Annotated in this window: 15 protein-coding genes, 1 pseudogene and 1 riboswitch; of the genes and pseudogenes, 9 read left to right on the top strand and 7 right to left on the bottom strand. The window is 48.1% G+C overall.

What is annotated here, in order from left to right:
• Positions 1 to 285: 285 nt before the first annotated feature.
• Both QUA20_RS23300 and thiC read left to right on the top strand, forming a co-directional pair.
• Complete coding sequence (locus tag QUA20_RS23300) at positions 286 to 1,104, top strand: Uma2 family endonuclease (protein ID WP_333191529.1); 819 nt, start codon at positions 286 to 288, stop codon at positions 1,102 to 1,104.
• Between the two features lie 162 nt (positions 1,105 to 1,266).
• A riboswitch (TPP riboswitch) is annotated at positions 1,267 to 1,363 on the top strand.
• Positions 1,364 to 1,370: 7 nt separating this feature from the next.
• The gene (gene thiC / locus QUA20_RS23305; protein WP_333191531.1) at positions 1,371 to 2,744 is read left to right on the top strand and encodes a phosphomethylpyrimidine synthase ThiC; all 1,374 of its coding nucleotides are present in this window, start codon (positions 1,371 to 1,373) and stop codon (positions 2,742 to 2,744) included.
• An 837-nt stretch (positions 2,745 to 3,581) separates the two neighbouring features.
• Here the strand turns inward: thiC and QUA20_RS23310 are convergent.
• The gene (locus QUA20_RS23310) at positions 3,582 to 4,034 is read right to left on the bottom strand and encodes a hypothetical protein (RefSeq protein WP_246277038.1); all 453 of its coding nucleotides are present in this window, start codon (positions 4,032 to 4,034) and stop codon (positions 3,582 to 3,584) included.
• A 518-nt stretch (positions 4,035 to 4,552) separates the two neighbouring features.
• Positions 4,553 to 5,140 (bottom strand): orotate phosphoribosyltransferase, encoded by a 588-nt coding sequence (pyrE, locus tag QUA20_RS23315; RefSeq protein WP_333191534.1) that lies wholly within the window; start codon positions 5,138 to 5,140, stop codon positions 4,553 to 4,555.
• An 85-nt stretch (positions 5,141 to 5,225) separates the two neighbouring features.
• Between pyrE and QUA20_RS23320 the strand changes: the two genes are divergently transcribed.
• The gene (locus tag QUA20_RS23320; protein WP_333191536.1) at positions 5,226 to 5,753 is read left to right on the top strand and encodes a hypothetical protein; all 528 of its coding nucleotides are present in this window, start codon (positions 5,226 to 5,228) and stop codon (positions 5,751 to 5,753) included.
• A gap of 178 nt (positions 5,754 to 5,931) precedes the next feature.
• Here QUA20_RS23320 and QUA20_RS23325 read toward each other — a convergent pair whose 3' ends face one another.
• Positions 5,932 to 6,678: a pentapeptide repeat-containing protein gene (locus QUA20_RS23325; protein WP_333191538.1), complete on the bottom strand. Its 747-nt coding sequence runs from the start codon at positions 6,676 to 6,678 to the stop codon at positions 5,932 to 5,934.
• A 20-nt stretch (positions 6,679 to 6,698) separates the two neighbouring features.
• A complete protein-coding gene (locus tag QUA20_RS23330) occupies positions 6,699 to 7,343 on the bottom strand; it encodes a hypothetical protein (protein WP_333191539.1) in 645 nt (214 codons plus the stop codon).
• 322 nt (positions 7,344 to 7,665) lie between these two features.
• Between QUA20_RS23330 and QUA20_RS23335 the strand changes: the two genes are divergently transcribed.
• Entirely contained in the window at positions 7,666 to 7,989 is a 324-nt protein-coding gene (locus QUA20_RS23335; RefSeq protein WP_172192635.1) for a WGxxGxxG family protein, read from the top strand.
• Positions 7,990 to 8,363: 374 nt separating this feature from the next.
• On the opposite strand, the gene QUA20_RS23340 is transcribed toward QUA20_RS23335, so the two are convergent.
• Positions 8,364 to 13,718 (bottom strand): PAS domain S-box protein, encoded by a 5,355-nt coding sequence (locus QUA20_RS23340; RefSeq protein ID WP_333191541.1) that lies wholly within the window; start codon positions 13,716 to 13,718, stop codon positions 8,364 to 8,366.
• Between the two features lie 201 nt (positions 13,719 to 13,919).
• Here QUA20_RS23340 and QUA20_RS23345 point away from each other — a divergent pair.
• A pseudogene (locus QUA20_RS23345) lies at positions 13,920 to 14,710 on the top strand (creatininase family protein).
• A gap of 81 nt (positions 14,711 to 14,791) precedes the next feature.
• Positions 14,792 to 15,547 carry a DUF561 domain-containing protein gene (locus QUA20_RS23350; protein ID WP_333191542.1) on the top strand — a complete coding sequence of 252 codons (756 nt, stop codon included), beginning with the start codon at positions 14,792 to 14,794 and terminating at the stop codon, positions 15,545 to 15,547.
• A gap of 112 nt (positions 15,548 to 15,659) precedes the next feature.
• Here QUA20_RS23350 and QUA20_RS23355 read toward each other — a convergent pair whose 3' ends face one another.
• On the bottom strand, positions 15,660 to 16,337 hold the full coding sequence (locus QUA20_RS23355) for a hypothetical protein (RefSeq protein WP_333191543.1): 678 nt from the start codon (positions 16,335 to 16,337) through the stop codon (positions 15,660 to 15,662).
• 80 nt (positions 16,338 to 16,417) lie between these two features.
• On the opposite strand from QUA20_RS23355, the gene QUA20_RS23360 reads away from it, so the two are divergent.
• The 3 genes from QUA20_RS23360 (at position 16,418) to dprA (ending at position 19,261) form a co-directional block, all read left to right on the top strand.
• Positions 16,418 to 17,065, top strand: a complete 648-nt coding sequence (locus QUA20_RS23360) for a DUF2301 domain-containing membrane protein (RefSeq protein ID WP_333191545.1) — start codon at positions 16,418 to 16,420, stop codon at positions 17,063 to 17,065.
• Between the two features lie 127 nt (positions 17,066 to 17,192).
• Positions 17,193 to 17,846 (top strand): YdcF family protein, encoded by a 654-nt coding sequence (locus QUA20_RS23365; protein WP_333191546.1) that lies wholly within the window; start codon positions 17,193 to 17,195, stop codon positions 17,844 to 17,846.
• A 263-nt stretch (positions 17,847 to 18,109) separates the two neighbouring features.
• Positions 18,110 to 19,261, top strand: coding sequence for a DNA-processing protein DprA (gene dprA, locus QUA20_RS23370; RefSeq protein WP_333191547.1), 1,152 nt, complete (start codon positions 18,110 to 18,112; stop codon positions 19,259 to 19,261).
• A gap of 410 nt (positions 19,262 to 19,671) precedes the next feature.
• Here dprA and QUA20_RS23375 read toward each other — a convergent pair.
• Positions 19,672 to 22,730 (bottom strand): Calx-beta domain-containing protein (locus QUA20_RS23375; RefSeq protein ID WP_333191549.1); only part of this gene is annotated, 3,059 nt, incomplete at its 5' end.

Here is a 22,730-nt window from a genome sequence, read left to right on the forward strand (position 1 = left end):
CGTTAATTCTTCTAACATAGATAAATTATGTAGTGATTTTGGCTATTATCTCATAAATCATTTAGGATTGCTATAGTTTAATCCTCAAGTTTTGGCGCGGTCAACAAGTTGCGCCGCTGGCTTTTCCCGATTTAGAAGTGAGCGTTGATTTTATATTGGGTTAATAGGATGTTTTTCTATTATTAATTTTTACTAATTTAGGGGCGATTTGAATCCGCAAAATTTCGCTTCTTCCTTATTCCTTCTACTATAATAAGTTTAATTCCTCAAATCTGCGCAACTGTTATGACTATTGCCAAATCATTTGAATTGGAAGTCACCCATCTCCCAGACCACACTGAACTGCCAGAGTCCGATGGTACTTTTGTGAAAAACTTTCAAGAACTTCCTCAAAGCATTATTCTCACTGATTCACTCCGACCAATATTGCAACGACTTCATCCAGACGGACGCTATCGCATCGGTCAAGATTGCGGGATTTATTGGCGTTTAACTGACCCTCTCGAACGCGGTGCCGAAGCGCCCGATTGGTTTTATGTGCCGAATGTTCCCCCACTCTTAAATGGTGAGGTGCGACGTTCTTATGTATTGTGGAAAGAATACGTTGCACCGCTCATTGTTTTGGAATTTGTGTCGGGGAACGGTGCAGAAGAGCGAGACAGAACGCCCCCGCCCGAACCCGGTCAAGCCGAAGAACAAAAGGTGGGCAAACTTTGGGTTTACGAACAGGCGATTCGCGTGCCTTACTACGGCATTTATGAAGTGAAAAAAGCGGCTGTAGAAATGTATCATTTAGAAGACAATCGCTATCAGCGCATGAATGTAAATGAGCGCGGTCGCTATCCGATTCCTCAGCTTGGAGTTGAGTTGGGCATTTGGCAAGGTGAATATGATGAGATGAATTTACCTTGGTTGCGTTGGTGGGATAGTGAAGGGAATTTGCTGTTAATTGGAGAGGAACGTGCCCGAGAAGAACGCCTGCGGGCGGAACGAGAACACCTTCGCGCTGACGAAGAACACCTTCGCGCGCAGGAAGAAAAACAACGCGCCGATCGCCTAGCAGCAAAATTGCGCGAAATGGGGATTAATCCTGATGAAGTGTGATTGTTTTTAGATTGTTAAATGGGGTACCATCACACTTTTTTCACAGCAGAAATATCAGAAGCCCCAAAAGGCAGATCGCACTTTCGATCTCTTCACCCCATTGTTTATATTAAGATTTCCTTAATTGCTTTCATCTGGTACAGACATCAGTGCTACTATTAACAGCTTAGCTAGGGGTGCCCGAATATCCGGGCTGAGAAAACACCCTTAGAACCTGAGTCTGGGTAATACCAGCGGAGGGAAGCTGTTTATCAAGGAAATTAAATATGCGTACCGAATGGATCGCTAAGCGTAGCGGGCAGAGCAATGTATCTCAAATGCACTACGCCCGCCAAGGTGTAATTACTGAGGAAATGCACTTTGTTGCTAAGCGAGAGAATCTCCCGCCAGAACTGATCCGCGCGGAAGTAGCGCGGGGACGGATGATTATTCCGGCTAATATCAATCACACGAATTTAGAACCGATGGCGATCGGCATTGCGTCTAAATGCAAAGTCAATGCTAATATCGGTGCATCTCCCAACTCTTCCAATATGGAAGAAGAAGTTGACAAGCTTAAACTAGCAGTGAAATACGGCGCTGATACCGTCATGGACTTGTCCACCGGCGGCGGGAATTTGGATGAAATTCGCACTACAATTATCAAAGCTTCACCGGTGCCGATCGGTACTGTACCAATTTACCAAGCACTAGAAAGCGTTCACGGTAATATGGAAAGTCTGACCCCCAATGACTTTCTTCACATCATTGACAAACACGCTCAACAAGGTGTTGATTACCAAACTATTCACGCCGGAATTTTGATCGAGCATTTGCCTTTGGTGAAAAATCGGCTGACTGGGATTGTCTCTCGCGGCGGCGGCATTTTGGCGCGCTGGATGCTACATCACCACAAACAAAATCCTCTCTACACTCACTTTAACGACATCATTGAAATCTTCAAAAAATACGATGTTTCGTTTAGTTTGGGAGATTCTCTGCGCCCCGGTTGCACTCACGATGCGTCGGATGATGCTCAATTAGCTGAACTCAAAACTTTGGGACAATTAACTCGCAAAGCTTGGGAACACGACGTGCAGGTAATGGTGGAAGGGCCTGGTCACGTTCCGATGGATCAAATTGAGTTTAATGTCAAGAAACAAATGGAGGAGTGTTCGGAAGCACCCTTCTATGTTTTGGGGCCGTTGGTGACAGATATTGCGCCTGGATACGACCACATTACCTCAGCAATTGGGGCGGCGATGGCTGGTTGGTACGGTACTGCAATGCTGTGTTACGTGACACCGAAGGAACACTTAGGATTGCCGAATGCTGAGGATGTCCGAAACGGGCTGATTGCTTACAAAATCGCGGCTCACGCTGCAGATATTGCACGGGGCCGTCCGGGTGCGCGCGATCGCGATGATGAACTCTCGAAAGCGCGTTACAATTTCGATTGGAACCGTCAATTTGAGCTGTCATTAGATCCAGAACGGGCTAAGGAATATCACGACGAAACTTTGCCGGCAGATATCTACAAAACTGCTGAATTCTGTTCAATGTGCGGCCCTAAATTCTGTCCGATGCAGACTAAGGTTGATGCCGATGCTTTGACGGAATTAGAGAAGTTTTTGGCTAAGGAACCTGTAGCCCAAAGCTAATTGGATTAATTCGTAGGGTGGGCATTACCCACCTTACTTAATCGTAAAGCTGTTTCGTTTCTTGTGGGGCGGGCAGGATGCCCGCTCAAAAGTAGCGTGCTGATGGCGCATTTTACTTAAGGTTATATTAAAAGAAGTTTCCGAAAAGGAGAATTGCGATGTTCCCTTGCAGGTACTTTTTTGTTACCAAGGAATGCAGAATTTTATCGAGATTGGGATGAGCAAAAAAAAGTAGCTATTTGCTCTTTAGTTAATAGCTTGCCATCTGAGTCATGCCCAAATTCTTTATTTCGCCTTGTCAAGATAAAACTCTTCATCAACTCAATTTCCTCTAAACTGAACTCGCCTCGCAAACCCAGTTCCCCAGAATGAAGAGAATTACCACCGCGATAGTCAATTAGCCGCCTACCCTGTACTGGTAAACTAACTGAGCGTAGGGATTGATTTCGCTGCTTAAGAGGCATTCTGTTTCCAGATTCAAGGAACAGCGGCGGATTCAAACGCTAATCTCATGCCGCCTCTTCCTGAGAATAAGTCAATAAAACTGATTTTTTTCATGGCCATTAAGCCGGCGGTCAAAACTCATCTTTTGTACTATTTTTCAATCGAGGCATCGCCTCTAGATATTTACAGCATATTCCACATTTATGAAGGACATCCTAGATATATCTATCCCCACCGTAGGGAGACGGCATTGCCGTGTCCCTACTTCATAAACCTGGAATACGCTGTATTACCAGGCAGATCCTGGTAACCAGAAATTTTCAATTCGTAGGGTGCGTTAACGCAGTGTAACGCACCGCCCGCCTCATGCAGCATTTGAGCTAAGTAAAAGAGTTACCTGGATATGTTAGCTTGCGCTGTTTCTTGGCACGTTGAAAGAATGCGCCGATCGTTTGAGCTAATTGTGCGAATAGAATGCAGATTGGTTAGCTGAGTATTGATTTCAACTGTTTGAATCTTTCCGGCTGAGATTGCCTTCCCGTAAAGTGTATTTCCCTGGATCTTACCAGTGAAGCACGCAAAGTCCGATCGCGGCGCGTAGATTGCACCGACGACCCGATCGTTCTGGCGTTGAAACACAATATAGTTTTGAAGCACTTGGTTGGGCTGTGGCGAATCTCCGTACAGGTAAATACCATCTGGCAATGCAGCAACATTACTCTTAGATGGATTTTGTTGTGCTTGAAGCGGTTGTTGCTGAATGCCAACACCAATTAGTGTCAGAGGAAAAATCAAGGCTGTTGCCAGTAGTTTCCATTTCCCTTGAATAGATGCAGGTAAAATCATTACTGCTTCTCCTTGCGTCGGGTCATGTAACATATTAAAACAGTCTTCTCTAGTTAATATCTCACTCAGGTTATAATTTACCTCTGCTAAAATCTGCCGATTGGTAGAGACTCTGACCTGAAAGCTTGCTCTTGTTTAGCACGGAAAACTTTATTTTCCATTGCGATCCAAGTATCTGAGCTGATTTTGATAAAATTAGAGGGGCCATAGTTTATAATCCCACCCAATCAAACACCGATTTCCTCTAGCAATACCAAGTTTTATGGCTCTGTATTATTCACTTTTTCCCAGTATTTTACTCTTAATTTTTGTACCCACACGCCGTCGCAGCTTGACGGCCCAGGATCGTATTTTTTTTTTAGTCCCTGCCTTTTTAACTCTCGACACATGGCGCGAGGACTTACCCATTGCCCGTAAATATTCGCCCAGCTCTTGGTAGCAGGGACTTTAATCACTACTATTTAGCAGTAGCGACTAAAGTTGCGCTTTTGTTATATTTTTGGAGGCAGAAGCTAGGGCTATTCTTCTGATTCAGCGATGCGCGATCGCCATTCCTTAAGATCCTTAATCGTAAAAACTGTTTCAAAGTTTAATCCAACAGAGCGATAAAACTCAGCACCACCTTGCTCCCTGTCAATCAGCGACAACACGCGATCGACTTTATAACCAGCCGCCCGCAACCGTTCCACCGCCTGCATCGCCGACTTACCCGTCGTCACCACATCCTCCAAAACCGCCACATTTGTCCCCTCTGGCAACAGTGGGCCCTCAATATACGCCATTGTCCCGTGTCCCTTCGTCTCCTTTCTGACAATTAAAGCTGGTATAGGTCGATCGCCCAAAGCCGAAACCACACTCACCGCAGTTACAATCGGGTCAGCACCCAAAGTCAAACCGCCCACAGCTTGCACATCCGACGACAGCCTCGACAACAGCAAACGTCCCGTTGCCAAAGCACCTTCAGCGTGCAGCGTCACAGGTTTGCAGTTAATATAATAAGAACTTTTCTGCCCCGAAGACAGCACAAAATCGCCTTCACGATAAGCAAACTCGCACAACAAATCTAGAAGTCGATCGCGCAACACCTTTAAATCCGCAGCATCCATAACTCACACCGTGTAAAAAACACAAATAATCCGCCGATAATCAGTTTATAGTGGAATCGGAATTAATTAAGGAGGCTGAAATATTATGAGTCAAAAGTTAAAAAGCCTGAGCGGCGCGTTGATTCTCGCTGTCGCCTCTGCCGCACTGGCATCCGTCAAACCAGCTCAAGCACAAACAGCTCGATTTCACCCGATTGCCGACGACTTCAACCGACAATTCTTTGAAGCTTCAGGAGACTTTTACCACAACGTCAGCTTGCAAGGTTACTTGGGCGACTATTTAGGCATCGGTTCCCCCAGCGGCGTCGTTGCCTTTCCCGAAAAAGAAATCGAGCGGGATGCGAGTCGCGTCAACGGCTTCTACCGACGAGTAATGCAGCGCCAAGTTTCCAGCGATCCAATTCTCCGCGTCCCCGATGCCGTCAATCCCTTCGATGCCTCAGTCATGGCACTGCCTGCAGCTTGCCAGCTAGCACCTCAACCGAGCGGCTGTTTCCCCACTCCCGCCGGGCTCCAAGATCAGTTTACACTTCCAACACAACAGCAGGATTTACAGACCGATCCAGGCCCCGTCAGAGGACTTTATCAAGTATCGCCGGCCGGCAAAAATTAGTCGATCGACAGTTGCGAGTTTTGAGTCGAGGCGGGTTTACTAAATCTCTGATTTGTATGAGAGAGAAAGTCTGAACCCGCCCCAAAATTTCATGTTTTGGCAATGCTGTCGGTAAACGCGCAACTGGATTTTTTTTAACTATCGCGGTTATTTTACAGGACTAAATATTATCCAATATTTATGAAATAATGCTGCCGTCAGGCATGATTGTTCCTTTCAAAATAGCTTCGCCCAGATTAGCTCCCGCCAAGTTCGCTCCTCTGAGATTTGCCCGGGTCAAATTCGCCCCTCTCAAATCAGCTTTGCCGAGGTTTGCCCACCGGAAATCGGCAGCGCTCAACTCCGCAAAACAGAGATTTGCCTTGAAAAGATATGCTGCAGTGAAGTGAGCTTCCCCGAGGTTAGCCTTAGAGAAATTGGCTGCATAGCAATGTGTTTCAATGAATTCGGCTTGAGTGAGATTGGCTTGACTGAGATTAGCAAAGTTGAGGTTCGCGCCGATCGCATTAACTCGAAACATCACCGCACCGATTAAATTCGCATCTGCGAAATCGGTTTGTTGGAGATTGGCCGCCGTGATGTCAGACCCAATTAAATTAGCACCGCTCAAATCAGCTCGCCTCATGTCGGCCGATCGCAGGTTGGTTCCAGTTAAATTAGCTTTTATTAAATTAGTTTCGAGCAGTTGCGCTCCGGCAAGATTTGCTAAACTCAGATTAGATTCGGCGAGGTTAGCCGCAATTAATTTAGCCTTAAACAAGTCTGTTTTAAAAAGATTCGAGCGCCAAAGATGCGCACCTCTTAGATTTGCTTCAGCGAGGTTAGCTTCGCTGAGATCCGGTTCTATATTTGGGTTGAGATTTCTCCATTCAATCCAAGTAACAGCACCTTTTTTTAACAGCGCTAAATGCTGTGTGTTTGCCATAATTGCATCTCCTTTAACGGCTATTCCTTGCGACCAAAAATTGCTTGATTTTCTCGACCCGTTACGTTTTCCACCGCCGCAATTGCTGCCTGGGAACCTGCTATAATATCTCGTTCTGCGCCGCCGAGGTAAAGCCGTCCGAAACTGCCTACAGCCTGAACCTCTAAGATGTTAATAGATGCGCCTTTTTCTGCTTCATTGGCCGCCAGCGCTGCATAAGCAGCCGGTTCTACTTCTAAGACGTAAAGCGTTTGCCCCGCCAGCAGCAACTGTCCGCGGCGGGTGCGGTTGATTAATTGTGTTTGGTGGGGGTCAATGTTGCGAATAATTTGACTGGAAATCACTCGCGGTTTGATACCTTCTTCTCTGCGGACTCCGATGAATTCTAGAATTGCTTTGCCTGCGGCCCGCGTTTCCCCCTGCTGACTCGAGTGTACTTCCAGAAGGCCGTACAAGCGTTCGACTATCTGCACTCCCGGGCGCACGGAGGCAGATTTTAAGGCGACATCGGTGATTCGGTTAATTTCGATACCGGGCGAGATTTCTATCCACAGCGACGCATCCCCCGGCAGCGGCAAGAATCCGGCGGCGACTGTACCGATGTATGCTGCGTGCTGCGGCTGCAAATTGTCTAGAAATACGTAGCTGCGTAGCTCTATTCCCAAAAGTTTTTATCTCCGTCGATCGAGTTCCAACAGTTGTCTCTGCAATATCTGAGTTTACCTTTTTTTGTCAACAACACCTTGTCTGTTGTCGGGAGTGCGGGAGTGCCTCACAACCGAGTCTGGTGCCAGACGCGCGATTTCTAGTGCCGGAGTGCCTCCGCGAGCAATCTTTAATTTCGTGCGCCTGCTAAAAATTTGATATCAATCTGTAGTTATACGTGGAACATAACAATGTTTACTGCTAGAGGTGGATTTAACTTTAATAGCCGATCGATATAGTGATGATAGTTAAAGATTTTTGCCAACAGAGAGCATTTGAATTATGAAACGTTCTGATTTATCCAAAGCAATCGGTGCAGGCATTCTAGCTGCTGGTTTAGCCATGGTACCAGGTAATCTGCCAGCTTCGGCTCAGACAGATACAACTGGCGGTACAACTGGCGGTACTAACAGCACTACCACCACCACAACTCCTCGCTCCGATGTCTACAATGCTGAGACTGATCGCGATTTTGACTGGGGATGGTTGGGATTGCTTGGCTTGTCCGGTTTGTTAGGTTTGATTCCCCGCAAACGCGAAGAAAATGTCCGCTATACCACTACAACGGGCGATCGCGATCCAGCCGTGCGTACTGACTACCGCTAATAATCAAGTATTAGGGCTGTGGGCATCATGCAGGGACAGGATGTTTTAACCTGTCCGACGATCGCCAATAATCATCAAAAAACCTCCATCTGTGAGGTTTTTTTGTTTGAGATGAAGCACGACCGAACGACTGTAAAATTGGTTACATCTGAGATATTGCACCATTGTCAAGGACTGGCTTTCCGGCCTGTTTCACAATAGATGGATTTTCTTATGTGCCGTTGCTCCGACGCTGCCTATAAAAGCTTTATTGAGAATGGTGCAACATCTCAAATCTAACCGGATTTGATATTATTTATTTCTTCCTTTCTTCCTTCGCGTTATTTGCGTCTTGGCGGTTCGTTAAATAAAGACTTTTCAGATATAAAAAGACCTTAAATAATGTTGTTTCCCCCCGAGCGACCGAGTACCTCCCAAATCGCCTGCACCAACTTGTCCACGTCAAAAGGCTTAGAAAGGTGTCGCTGGAAGCCTGCAGCCAGCGCCTGCTGATAGTTAATTTCTCCAGCATAAGCGGTGAGGGCGATCGCCGGAACGAGTCCCCCTTGCTCTGGCGCCAGAGCCCGAACCTGTCGCAGCAACAGATAACCGTTCGTGTCAGGCATTCCAATATCGCTCAACAGCAAATCCGGCACAGACTTAGCTAAAACCGCCAAGGCATCGTAGGCGTTAGAAACTGCTGTAACGCTAGCCCCACAATTTTCAAGCAGAAAAACCACCAAATCTAGCGCATCGGCATCATCATCCACCGCTAACACGTTGATACCGCTCAAATTGAAGAATTGCTCCGGCGCAGCCGCAGCAGGACTTGTCTGAGGTTGCGCGGGCATCAGGGGTATCGTGACGGTAAATGTGGCGCCTTGTGCTTCGCCTGCACTTTCCGATTTCACCGTGCCGCCGTGGAGTTCGAGGAGATGGCGGACGATTGCCAATCCTAAACCCAATCCGCCAAACTTGCGCGTCATCGTGCTGTCAGCTTGCCGGAAGTAGTCGAATACATAGGGCAGAAAATCAGCTTCGATACCTTTTCCAGTATCAGTTACAGTAATTTGGGCGTCGGTGTCAACCCGATCGAGAACGACTTCAATTTTGCCTCTCGGCGGGGTGAACTTGACGGCATTTGAGAGCAAATTCCAGAGTACCTGCTGAAGTCTCCCCGCATCGCCCAACACCGGGCGGAGATTCGGTGCAAATTGAGTGCTGATTTGAATCGACTTGACTTCCGCCGCCAGACGCACCGTTTCAATAGCAGCGCCGATGACCCCGGCTAAATCCACAGGTGCAATATTCAAGCTGACCTTGCCTTGCAGAATCCCCGACACGTCGAGCAAATCTTCGATAAGCTGGGTTTGCAGTTTGGCGTTGCGCTCGATCGTCTCTAAGGCGTAACGCTGCTTTTCCGGTGTCAGAGAGTTCGATCGCAGCAGCTTAGTCCAGCCCACAATCGGGTTTAAGGGAGTCCGCAATTCGTGGGACAAAACAGCCAAAAATTCGTCTTTGACGCGGTTAGCCTGTTCTGCTTCTTCCCGCGCTGCCTTTTCCCGGGCTAGAAGGCGTTCCCGTTCCGCTTCTGCAACTTTTCGATGGGTAATGTCGGTGTTGGTGCCGCACCAGCGCAGCACCTTGCCCCGATCGTCGCGAATCGGCACGGCGCGGGAGAGAAACCAGCCGTAAGATCCGTCTTTGCCGCGCAAGGGGAAAGTATCTTCCCAGAGTTCGCCTGTTTCAATGCAGCGCCTAAATTTTGCGACAACCCGATCGACGTGTTCCGGGTGCTGCACCTGCTGCCAGCCCCAGCCTTGCATTTCCTCTAGGGTGGTGCCCGTGTAGTCAAACCAGCGCTGGTTGTACCAGAAAATCCCCCCAGCAGCATCTGTCATCCATGCCAACTGAGCGATGTTGTCAGCTAGAGCGCGGAACCGAGCCTCGCTTTCGTGCAAGTCTTGGACGGCTCGCGCGTGCAGGATCACCGTCCAGAGGCGAGCCACCACTTCTTGCATCAGCGAAACTTCATCGGCCCGCCAGTGCCGCACCGCCTTTGATGTCACCACCAAAAGAGCCACCCAGCGCCCTTCCTGAAGGCAGGGAACATCGACTAAAGCGCGAATGCCCAGGCCACCGTAGTTATCGACCGAATGCGCTGTATGCGGGTCATTAGCGATATCTGAGATGACAAGTGTTTGACCTGCCATAGAGAGAGCTTTCAGTTCTGGCGTCTTAAAGTCTGAGATGGGATAGGTGCCGGCGACGCTGGCCAGGTCGGGCTGATGCCAGTCTTGCCGGACAATTACTAGGTCGGCTTCTAGATCGATTTCGTGCCACACGCAGCGATCGACCTGTAAATATTCTCCCAGACTGTTCATGGCTTCCCACAACATTTCTGCGGGGTTGAAGCCCTGCCGCAAGCGGACTTCGAGCTCGGAGAGAAACTGCTCGTTCAGTTGGGCCCTTTTGCGATCGTGAATATCGGTATACGTGCCGATCCACTCGACAATTTCGCCCCCCGCGCCGCGAATTGGCACGGCCCGGGACAAATGCCAGCGTTCCATTTGGTCTGCTGCCCGCCGCAGGCGCAGCTCAAGTTGATAAACTTCTCCGGTGATTTGACATTCTTGCCAGCGGGCAAAAGCTTCTGCCGCATCGGACGGCGGCACCAGGGACTCCCAATTGTTGTCAACGGCTTCCTCGTAAGAGATTCCCAGATATTCCAACCATTTTTGTTGATTCGTAAAACGAATTGCCCCGCCGGAGTCTACGTTCCAAATCAGGTGGGGCAGCGACTCAGCCAGGAAGCGGAAGCGGCGGTCGCTTTCTGCTAAGCTTTCTTCGGCTCGTTTGCGATCGTCAATATCAATGCCGATCCCGGCCCATTGCACCACCTGTCCCCCCCTGTCTTTGATGGGTACAAGTCGCGCTAAATGCCAGCGGTAGGTGCTGTCAAACCGCAGCACCCGACACTCAAATTCGTAGGCTTCTCCTGCTTCAATCGCCTTGGTGCGCGTGGGGACAACTGTTGGCAGATCCTCAGGATGAAATAAGTGCAGCACCGGCGTAGCCAGGGGCAATTCTGCCGGCCTTATGCCCGTGTAGCTTTTCCAGTGTTGGTTGCAAAACTCTAACCTGCCGTCGGCGGTGTTGATCCACATTAATTGCGGGACGCCATCGGCGATGGTGCGGTAGCGATTTTCGCTTTGCCGCAGTGCTTCTTCTATTTGCCGGCGCTCGGTTTTGTCCTGCATGATTTTCAGGAAACCTTGCACATCGCCTGCTGCGTCGCGCAGGGGCATCACCAGCCCGCTGCCCCAAAAGCGGCTGCCATCTTTGCGGAGGTGCCAGCGCTCGTTTACTGCCTTTCCCTGAGTCAGGGCGAGGTGCATTTCTAGTTCCGGCTTTCCGGCTGCTGAGTCTTCTGGGGTGAAGATAATTCGTCCGTGCTGGCCGACGATTTCAGCTTCGGTATAGCCCAGCAATCTTTCCGCGCCTGAGTTCCAAGTGGTAAAGTGTCCGCCGATGTCGAGGGTGAAGATGGCGTAGTCTTTGGCGCTGTCGAGAATCAATTGCAGGTGGGTTTCGCGATCGCGCAGTGCTGCTTCTGTTTGTTTGCGCTTGGTAATGTCGCTGGTGAAGCCGACTATTTTGGTCAGTTCACCTTGCTGGTTGCGGATCGAACAGCCGCGCTCCCAAACATCGATCCAGCGCCCGTCTTGGTGCCGGACTCGGTACTCGATTTCGTAGCGCTCAGCACTTAATATTGAGTCCGCCCCGGCTTGGATGCGCGGCAAATCGAGGGGATGGATGCGTTCTCTCCACCACTCTGGTGTTGCGGGTGAATCCTCTGGGCGGACACCGACGATCGAGGACAGTCCCTCGGAACGGTAAACTGAGTTCGATGCGAAATCCCACTCAAACACCATGCCGTCGATCGCCCTTGTAGCTAATTGGAAACGGTTGTAGCTTTCTTGCAAGGCGAGTTCGGCGATTTTGCGAGTGGTAATTTCCTGTACCACGACATTAATCCCGACAATCTCCCCGCCCGTGTCTTTGAGCGGCCACCAATTCACGAGCCAAGTGCGCACAACACCGGGTTGAGCTTTGGTTTCACCGCTGATTTCACAATTCCGCATCGGTTCTCCGGTGTCTAGAAGGCGGCGGAACACAGCTTCGGCTGTGTCTGCCAAGCCGGGGAATATTTCGCGCACCGTCCGGCCGATGTGCGTTTCCACGGACAAGCCGTTGATTTGGGCTAACCGCTGGTTGAGCCGCACGTACCGCAAATCTGTGTCTAAAACGGCCAAACCCACGGGAGTTGTTTGGTAGAGTGACTCTATCTCTAGAAGTTGACGGCGCACGGTTTGCTCGCTCTGGTGCAGGGCGAGTTCGGCCATTTTGCGATCGGTAGTATCAAATAATACTCCGATAAACCGCACTGCTTCGCCTGCGGCGTCGTAGAGATAGCGCCCGAACGAGCTCAACCAGCGGATTTCTCCGCTGTCGGCCCGGATGATGCGGTATTCGGGGGAGTAGAGCGATCGGGTTTGCCGAGCTGTTTCTATTGCCTCCAGGACTTGCTTTAAGTCGTCTGGATGCACGCAGTTTTGCCACGCAGCGAAGGTTGTTTCGCTGCCCGGTGTCGGTTGGCAGCCCAAAATGCTGAAATGGGTCGCCGACCAAATTACTCGATTTGTTCGCACGTCTAAATCCCAGGTTGCCATGCCTGAGCCTTCGATGGCGATGCTCAAACGTTCTTCGCTTTGTTTTAAGGCAATTTCAGTTTGTTTGCGATCGCTGATATCTGTGAGGGAGCCCACGGCCCGCAAGGGATTGCCTGACTCGTCCCAAATTGCTCGCCCTCTGGCTAAAATCCATTTGTAGCGCCCGTCGGGACAGCGAATGCGGTACTCGCAGCAGTAATGTGAGGTTTCTCTATGCAAGTGCCGCTGCCAATTGCTTTGCACGATCTCCAAATCATCGGGATGAATGTAGCTTAAAAATTGGCTGAAGTGCTTGACTTCTTCGGGCCGACGTTCCAAAATCTCTAAACCGCGATCGCTCAGGATATGGCAATTGGTTTGCAGGTTCTGATCCCAAATGCCGTCGTTGTTTCCCTGCAAGGCTAGCTGCCAGCGTTCTTCGCTTTCTCGCAAAGCTTCTTTGGTTCGATTGGCGCGATCGATTTGTACGGCGGCAACGGCAAAGTCTGCTAGGGCGATCGCGATCCGCAAGTCTTCCGCATCGAACTGGCGATCGGCATCGTGAGATACAATCCATATTGCCCCCAGCGGTTGATTTTCTGCTTGCAGCGGCACGACTAACGCTTCGGCGATCGGCAATTCTAGCTGCTGCAAGTCGGTAAAGTATTGTTCAGGAGCGAAGTAAAGCTGGGGAGTTTGGCGATCGAAACCAGCTCCTGACAAACGCAATTTGCGGGGTGTGTTTGTGTGTTCTGCGGCTTCCCACGCGCCCCCCAAGGCTTCCCAGCGAAATATTCGTTCGGAAGTTGCATTTTCTTCTAGCAAGCAGACTCCGACGCTTCCTGCGTCGCACAAATCTTGAGCGATCGCAACCAGTGTTTTGAGCAGCGTGTGGGGTGAGCTTGCCAGTTGTCGAGCCAGCATTTGTAGCGCTCGGTTTTCTGCTTTTAGATCGTGCGATCGAGGGGTGCGGCGCGACAGTTCCTCGGCGATCGGAATGTCGGTTAAATTAGTTTGTGGGGTTTGCCAAGCTTCCATCAATTAGTCGTCTCTACGTCTTTCGGTCTGAGCTGGCGAGCGTATATCAGCGCCCTGTTAAAGCATTTGCTACAAATTATAGCATCTACCGAGAGACAGCATTAGTTATCTACTAGCTATCTGGGGAATTTGTTTTTAGTTTTCAGGCTAGTTGATTGCCTTGCTTACGTTTACTATTGTCGCCACCTCAGGCACAATTTTATTCCAGAATCGCGCTTTTTTCCATATCTGACTCGGACAGAAATTCAGTCTGTGCCGGACCAGGAAAATACAGTTATAATTCAGCCGCTAGGTGCGATCGAACAGCACGGCGTCCATTTGCATTTAATTGTAGGTGTGGCAATTAGCGCGGCGGTTACTGGCAAAGCGCTGGCTTCGTTAGATGCAAATATTCCCGCTTATGCTTTGCCAACTCTTTAGTATGGCAATTCGACTGAACACTGGCATTTTTCCGGTACAATTATGCTCAGTGCTTCCACACTTTTAGCAGTAATTGTCGAAATTGCTGACACTATTTACCGAGGATTATTTCGTAAATTAGTATTAATGAACGCTCGCGGCGGACAGCCGCAAGTGATGGAAATTGCGGCGCGGGGCATTCATCAAAATATCAACTTGTTTCGGTTTTTCCACTGTTTGTTTGGCGCGTTCCGAATGTGGCTGCTGAATTGTTGACGGCGAAGGAGTTGGAGTTTGGGATTCAGGCGGGTGATGCAGAAACGAGTTTGATGTTGTCAATTTTGCCGTCGCAGGTGAAAATGGAACTGGCTGTTACAGAATATCCGAAAAATTTGCCGATCGACAGTTTGCTGAGTATGGAAGGGAATTTGCCTTTTGCTTGGCTGACGCGAGAGTTGACTGAAAGTGGTGTGTTGGGCGATGTGACGGCGGCGGCGAAAGAAAAGGGATCTCGTATTCTCGAATCTCTCTCTGACGGCTGGGTACAAGTTATCAAAGATGCGATCAAATTTCGACAGCCGGGAAGTAATTAAAAATTAAGAATTAAAAATCAGAAATTGTTCTAATCCGTGTCAAAATAAGTCTAAGAAATTTTTTGAGTTGGAAAACTAACGATGAGTGTAAATTCTAAATTGCAGCGCGCATTTGAGCAAGGTCGCGCCCTGAAAATTATCAGCGGTTTAAATAATTTTGATGCCGCGAACGTTGCGGCTGTCGTCAAAGCAGCGGATCTCGGCGGTGCTTCCTTTGTCGATATTGCTGCCGATCGAGATTTGGTATTGATGGCAAAACAATTGACAAATTTGCCAATTTGTGTATCGGCTGTGGAACCGGAAAAGTTTGTGCCTGCGGTAGAAGCTGGCGCTGATTTGATTGAAATTGGCAACTTTGATGCTTTCTACGCAGTAGGCCGCCGCTTTGAAGCTGAAGAAGTTTTGCAGTTGACTCGCGAAACTCGATCGCTATTTCCGAACATCACTCTTTCTGTGACAGTTCCCCACATTTTGGCACTCGACAAACAAGTGCAATTAGCAACAGAATTAGTCAAAGCTGGGGCTAACATCATCCAAACTGAAGGCGGCACCAGCGCCCAGCCAATTCACGCCGGCACCTTGGGATTAATTGAAAAAGCAGCGCCTACTTTAGCCGCAGCCTTTGAAATTTCCCGCGCCGTATCCGTCCCCGTACTCTGCGCTTCCGGCATCTCCAGCGTCACCGCACCCCTCGCTATTGGAGCCGGTGCTGCGGGTATTGGTGTCGGTTCTGCTGTCAGCCAACTTAATAGCGAAGTGGCGATGATTGCGGCTGTTCGCAGTTTGGTTGAAGCTTTGGCTTTGGTTTCGCGATCGCACTTTGCCGCTTCAATTTAATTAAGAAGTTCGGCAACGGATTTAACGGATAGATGTTGAGGGAATAAGTCAAGCGTGAAGATTTTTTTCCCTCTCCTCTTCTCCCTCTCTCTCTCCCTCTTCCAAGACTTCCTTAATAATTGGCAATCCAGACGGCATAATCATCTAATAACTGATTGTTCGGGGAAATCATATCAACTGATTCTAACTCGGATAAAGGCAACATAAACTTTTGGCACTCGCCGACGCGCTGCACTTCCACAAATATGCCTTCTTCCTCAACCCTAAAATCCTCAAACCGATTAATTTTGAATCTATCAGTAGAAGAAGGTTGAGTTTTTTTGAGCCTTGCATATTCTTTTTTACTGCCAGAACCTATCGTATATTCTTCTTCCCATTCAAACTCTTCTATACCGGTAACGTGGCACGGGAGTTGAATATTTTGCTTGATGTACTCTAGATATTTGGCTGAATTTTCAAGGCTGACATCAATATTTTTCGAGCCTAAAATTTTCCTAATTTTACTTTCAAATTGCTTGAGACTAAAGGGGATACTTTCATGGAGATGGGCGAACATTTCTGGATCGAACCCCGAGTTAAATTCGGGTACTTCCGCCAGCAGGCGCTGGAAGTCGTTTAGCGGTTTCGGTCTTCTGCCTGCTACAATGGTTTCATCAAGCTGAACTACAGGAAGTTCGGATTGTGAAGGAAGGGATTTGCTTGGATCTGGGCGATCGTCCAATTTAGATTTGTTAACTTTAGACTGGTTAAGTTTAGGCTGGTTAAGTTTAGGCTTGTTAAATTTAGGCATCGCTCGGTCTCGCTATATCGGTTTATCAATAAAGTATATCTTGGCAGAAGTACATTCGTGTCTAATAGGAGGAAGCTGTAATGCAACTACTGAAATCGCCTGATGAATCGGAAGTCTATCAAGGACAATTCGGCGAGTTTACGATTACTCAAAGCGATCGCGCGGGAGTGTTGATTTACCGCGCTGGATTGGGGGTGGCGGCGCTGTGTTTTGCGATCGGCGCTACTCTGGTGCTGCAACAGGGCGACAACCCGATTGCAATCCAAGCTGTAACGCCTGTTTTTGCTTGTTTCTGGATAGCTTTAGGCGTCAGCTTGGCAACTATTCACATTTACATGATTGCGCTGCACCGAACACTACAGGCGTTTTGGGCGATCGGTGGCGCGGCAACATTGTTTGTGGCGTTACAAAGCAGCCAACCTCTAGCTTTAGCAGTGTACGAACATCCAGCCACGTTGTGGGGAATTGGCTTTACTTTTGCTGCCTTAAATGGCGTTTATTTTAAGGAAGCATTCTGCTTTAACCGCCTAGAAACTAAGTTTTTAACTCCGGGAGTTCCTCTCTTAATTTTAGGACATATTTTCGGCTTTTTGTCAGCCGAAAATGAACAGTTTTTGCTAGCTGTTTGGGCTGCTTTGTTTATCATCTTTGCTGTGCGCAAGTTTTTTCAACCGATGCCACAGGATATCGGGGATAAAAGCGTTTTTGAGTATCTGAAACACCAATAATTTGGGAATGAGGCATTGGGAATGGGGCATTGGGCATTGGGAAATTCTATCACTTTCCCACTATTTCCCTCTTCCCCAGTCTCGCCGAATTTGCCTCCATACCCAAAAACATCTAGATCGAGTTAAAATGAGAATTCGTCTAATCCGCCGCCGAGAAATGTGGGCAGTTACCAAGGAAGGTTGGGTAATTGCTCTGATGGTATTAATAATTGCAATGCTCTTAATTCTCACAAATATCCATCCGTTTTTGGCGGTAAATGCGCCGATTAAAGCAGATATATTGGTTGTCGAAGGCTGGTTGCCCGATTATGCGATCGAAAGTGCGATCGCCGAATTCAAAAAAGGCAAATACCGCCAATTAATTACCACAGGAGTTCCTTTAAGTAAAGGCTACTATCTGGCTGAATATAAAAATTATGCCGAACTGACTGCCGCGACTTGTATTGCGCTAGGATTTGATAAAAACAAAGTAGTAGCTGTACCAGCAGCGAGTGTTGTGAAACACCGCACTGCTGCTTCTGCGATCGCACTTCGCGATTGGCTGGCTGCTTCTGCCATAAAAGTTGACTCAATTAATCTTTATTCTTTTGGCCCTCACGCCCGCCGAAGTTGGATTGTTTTCAAAGAAGTGCTGAATCCTGCCATTAAAGTCGGGATTATAGCGGCTGAACCGCAAGATTACAATTCCCAAGAATGGTGGAAATCGAGCGAAGGTTTCCGGACTGTGATCGGAGAAATTATTGCTTATATTTACGCCCGTTTCGTAGATTGGAAAACCTAGCCAGTAATTGTCAACCTCCCTCTTAATTCCCTTCACGTTCTTAGGGCCTTTGCGGTACGTAAAAAAATATTTATATAACAGTTTTAAATCTGTGGAAATACAGGACACGGCTGTGCCGTTTCCCTACCCGGGCCTCTGTGAAAATACAGGACACGGTAGTGCCATTTCCCTACCCAAGGGATACAGGACACGGCAGTGCCGTTTCCCTACTATATTCAACCGAAGATGATAAAATTATTATCAGATAAGTTGAGGGCAACTCGTTGCTAGAAGAACGCGCTTACTGGTTAGCATGGTCGCAAATTAACGGTATCGGGCCGATTTTGTTGCAAAGATTGCATCAAAATTTTAATAGTTTGGCAGAAGCTTGGACGGCAAAACCAGTAGATTTAATGCGAGTCGAAGGGTTGGGCAAGCAGATAATTGAAACAATTTTGCAAGAACGAAATAAACTTAATCCTGAAGAATTTATCGAAAAACATCTTATAAAAAATCCCTGTTTTTGGACGCCCGCAGATCCAGATTACCCCCGCTTATTATTGGAAATTCCTAATCCGCCGCCGGTGCTGTATTATCGCGGTTTAGTCGATGTAAAAGAGAATCAAGGAATTACGCCGACGGTGGCAATTGTTGGCACTCGCAGCCCTTCGGAATACGGCAGAAGGTGGGCTCGCAAAATTAGTACGGCTTTAGCTAAAAGCGGTTTTACTGTTGTTTCGGGATTGGCGGCTGGCATTGATACAGAGGCTCATACAAGCTGTTTGGAGGTGGGAGGCAGGACTTTGGCTGTATTTGGAACTGGGGTCGATATCGTTTATCCTAAGCCGAATGAGAGGTTGTGCGATCGCGTTTTGCAGCAGGGATTGGCAATTAGCGAATATCCGGCGGGCACTCAACCGAATAGAACTAACTTTCCGCGCCGAAATCGCATAATTGCTGGGTTAAGCCGCGCTACAATCGTGATAGAAGCTCCGCACAAATCGGGCGCATTAATTACTGCTTATCAAGCCAATGATTTTTGCCGGGATGTGTATGTTTTGACGGCAAGATTGGATGATGAGCGTTCTTTTGGGTGTTTGGAATTGCTGAGTAAAGGTGCTCATCCGATTCTGCCGAGCAGCGATCGACTCTTAAGCGAAGACAGGTTATTGGAAATGCTCGGAGCTATGCCAAAATTGGATAGAGCCGAGCAGTTGTCGCTATTTCCTCCAAATCCGACGGTTGAGAAGCAAGGGCCGCCGTTGGAGCCGGAATTGGCTAAGGTGTTAAGTGCGATCGAATCTGGGCCGATTTCTTTTGATACAATTGTCGAAGCTGCGGGATTAGAAGCGGGGACGGTTTCTAGTATACTTTTGCAGTTGGAATTGTTGGGATTAGTTTCGCAGTTACCGGGAATGCGATATCAGCGGTGCTGATGTTAAAGGTGATGTTAAATCCGCATTTTATACAGATAGTATTTAACCCGAATTTAGACAACGGAGGACACGGCAATGCCGTCTCCCTACCCGAAAATAATCAATCTTTTTCGCGAGGATGTAAGCATCCCCCAATTAATTGTAGGGAAACGGCACTGCCGTGTCCTAATTTCGGGTAACGGGTAAAATCAACCGGATTGGATGATGAAATTGCCCGATTCACACCCCTCGGATATAACCATCGACAACACGGCAACGAAGGACACATCAATGCCGTTTCCCTACCCCAAAACGTCGTAGCAAGGGCGAGGGTTCAATGCCCTCGCCTAATCGAATATAACTATCGACAACACGGCCATTGAGGACACGGCAATTTAACAATTGAGGACACGGCATTGCCGTGTCCCTACTCAAATCAATCCGAAATTAACGGCACTAATACTGCTAGCAGAAACTCCGACCAGAGAAGCTAAAATCTCCCCTGTTTGTGCCAACCGGATTAAAGTTGCACCGCTATCTTGAGCAATTGCCAATTGCGAGAAACTCAACCCGTTACCTAATACAAACAAGTCTTTACCGAGTTCAAAATCGGTAATCGTATCAGTACCGGAATTGGTAGACAGTAGGAATTTATCTACTCCCATTCCTCCTATCAAAGTATCAATTCCCAAACCGCTATTGAGTAAATCATCTCCCTTACCTCCGTAAAGAATATCATTACCATCATCGCCATTCAAAATGTCAGCACCGCGACCGGCAAGCAAGGCATCATCACCGCTACTTCCAAGCATTGTATCGCTACCTTTGCCACCGAAAACCGAATCATTTCCAATGCCGCCGTCGAGGGAATCATTGCCCCTCATCCCCATCAAGACATTATTCCAGGTGTCGCCAGTCAGGATATCGTCGCCATTTGTACCCAGAATTGCATCCGGGGAATTGCTGCCCAAATCTGCATCGCCGCTGACAACAGGAGTTGCAATCCCAGCCGGCAATTCTACAGTTTCAATTCTGCTATCTAAAGCAGTACCAGTGTTGTCAGCAACTACCTGAGAAATAGGTTTATTTCCTGAACCAACTTCTTTAAATTCTTGAGTTGTTGGGCCCAAGGCTACTTGTTGGAGGCGGGCAAGTGATTCAGGAATTGATGTTGCTGTTGGGTTGGAGACAGCGGCATCAATGCGTTGATTGGCTGTTGCCATTACTGTCGCGGATTGCGATGTAATTTGGGTAACAGTTTGGCTGTTGAAACTGGGGTCAATCTGCTGGATTTTAGCGGCAGCTTGCTGAATAATTGGTTCTAAGGCTGCTGCATTGCTGAGGTTTAAGACTGTACCAGATTGAATTTGATTCGTAATTGAACTGACAACAGCCTTGACAATATCAGTATTGACTGCACTGGAAGCACCGTCAATCAAACCGCTGGTTTGGGTGATGAAGTTTTGGACTTTCACCATTGCTGCTAAGACTTGGACGCCGCCTGGTTGGTTGTTGTTGGTTGCGTTTATTGGATCTAAGCTAGTTAGGTCAACTTCAGCGGGAAGGGAAAGGGCGGCTTTGACTAAAGATTGGGCTGATTCTGGGGCAATTCCTTTGTCGATTAAGTCAGCGATTAAGCTGGTTAGGAGGGTGACAACAGTGGAATCTGGGGGTGCGGTGAGTGGTGTTTCTAGGGGTAATCCGGTGGCGGTGTCAATGCCTCCTGTGACAACTAAATTGCCTTCTGATGGGTCGATTTCTCCGTTTTTGTTGGTGTCGAATGTCTCGAAGGGAATATCGAGATTAAACTCACCGCTACTGTTAGTGGTGGTGGATGGTTCGTTGGCATCGAGGATGCCGTTTTTGTTGGCATCTAAGAACACAGTTGCACCGGAGATATAACCGTCAATTGCGATGCCCGAGAGGCTGTCGGCGCGGTACAGGTGGAAGAAGTCGCTGACGCTGGCACCAGCCTTGTCCGTTGCTGTCACCTTAATTGGCACATAGAATTGTGGGGGGACATTGCCAGCATTCAAATTCACGCTAAAGGTCAGCGTATTCGGGTCGAAATTAAGCCAATTGGGTGGAATGAAAGTGCCGGTATTGGGGTCGAAGGTCAGCCAATCGAGAGGGTTGGAACCGAAGGGTCCGACGTTGCCTTGGAACTCTGGAATTATTGAGTAGGAGTAAGTGAGGATGTCACCTAGATCGTAATCGGTAAAGGTGTTGGGAGCAAGAGTCAAATTGAAGTCGCGGCGGGGATTGGGACCACGTTGATTCGAGAGGGAATTAGTCACCACCGGCGGGTTGTTGTTGAGTGTAGATTCAGCATCGATAATTTTCAGACTGGCAGAGCTCTGGGTGCCGATATTGGCATTATCCCCATTGGCGATCCGAAACGCAATTTCTTCTGTTCCCTCAACTTGACCATCCGGTAAGATGTCAATTAAGAAACTTTTGCTATTTTCGCCTGGGTTAAAGGTGAGTTGAGGAGAGAAATTAGGGGTATTCCAATCAGTGCCAAAAGTCGCTGAACCAGTAGGAGGTTGTAGGTACACCCTGGAAGAGTTGTTGAGATTCCCTGTGCGAGTGAGGGTAATTTGTGTCTGACTGATTCTTGTACGACTTTCATTGACTTGGTAAGTAGCTGGGGATAAATTAATTGTAGGAGGCCCGTCAGCATCGAAAATTTGCAAAGTAGCAGTGTTTTGGGTGCCAATAATGGCATTATCCCGATTGGTGATCCGAAACGCAATTTCTTCTGTTCCCTCTAATTGACCATCCGGAACAACGTTAATTGTGAAAGTTTTGCTATTTTCGCCTGGGTTAAATGTGAGTTCAGGAAAGAAATTGGGCGGAAGGTTCCAATCTGTTCCGAAAGTCGCTGAACCAGTAGGAGGTTCTAGGTACACCCTGGAAAAGTTGTTTAGATTCCCAGTGCGAGTGAGGGTAATTTGTTTCTGAACGCTTCCTGTGGGACTTTCATTGACTTGGTAAGTAGCTTGGGAAAAATTTACCGTGGGAGGCCCTTGAGCATCCAAAATTTGCAAGGTAGTAGTGTTGGCGGCGCTAATCATGGCATTATCCGCACGCTCAATCCGAAACGCAATTTCTTCTGTTCCCTCAAATTGACCATCCGGTAAAATGTCAATGGTGAAAGTTTTGCTGTTTTCGCCTGGGTTAAAGGTGAGTTGAGGAGAGAAATTGGGGGGAACTTTCCAATCTGTTCCCACAGTCGCTGAACCAGTAGGAGGTGCTAGGTACACCGTGGAAATGTTGCTTAGATCTCCAGTGCGAGTGAGGGTAATTTGTTTCTGAACGATTCCTGTGGGACTTTCATTAACTTGGTAAGTAGCTTGGGAAAAACTTACTGTGGCAATACCACCAAGAATCTGATTGTTAGGTCCCGTTATTCCTAAGGGAGTTTCGTTAGAGCTCGGTATTCCGATCGGGAATATGTTTGGGTTGCTTGTTCCTGTAGTAACTGGTG

The sequence above is a fragment of the Microcoleus sp. Pol7_A1 genome, assembly GCF_036701085.1.
In the GTDB taxonomy this organism is placed as follows: domain Bacteria; phylum Cyanobacteriota; class Cyanobacteriia; order Cyanobacteriales; family Microcoleaceae; genus Microcoleus; species Microcoleus asticus.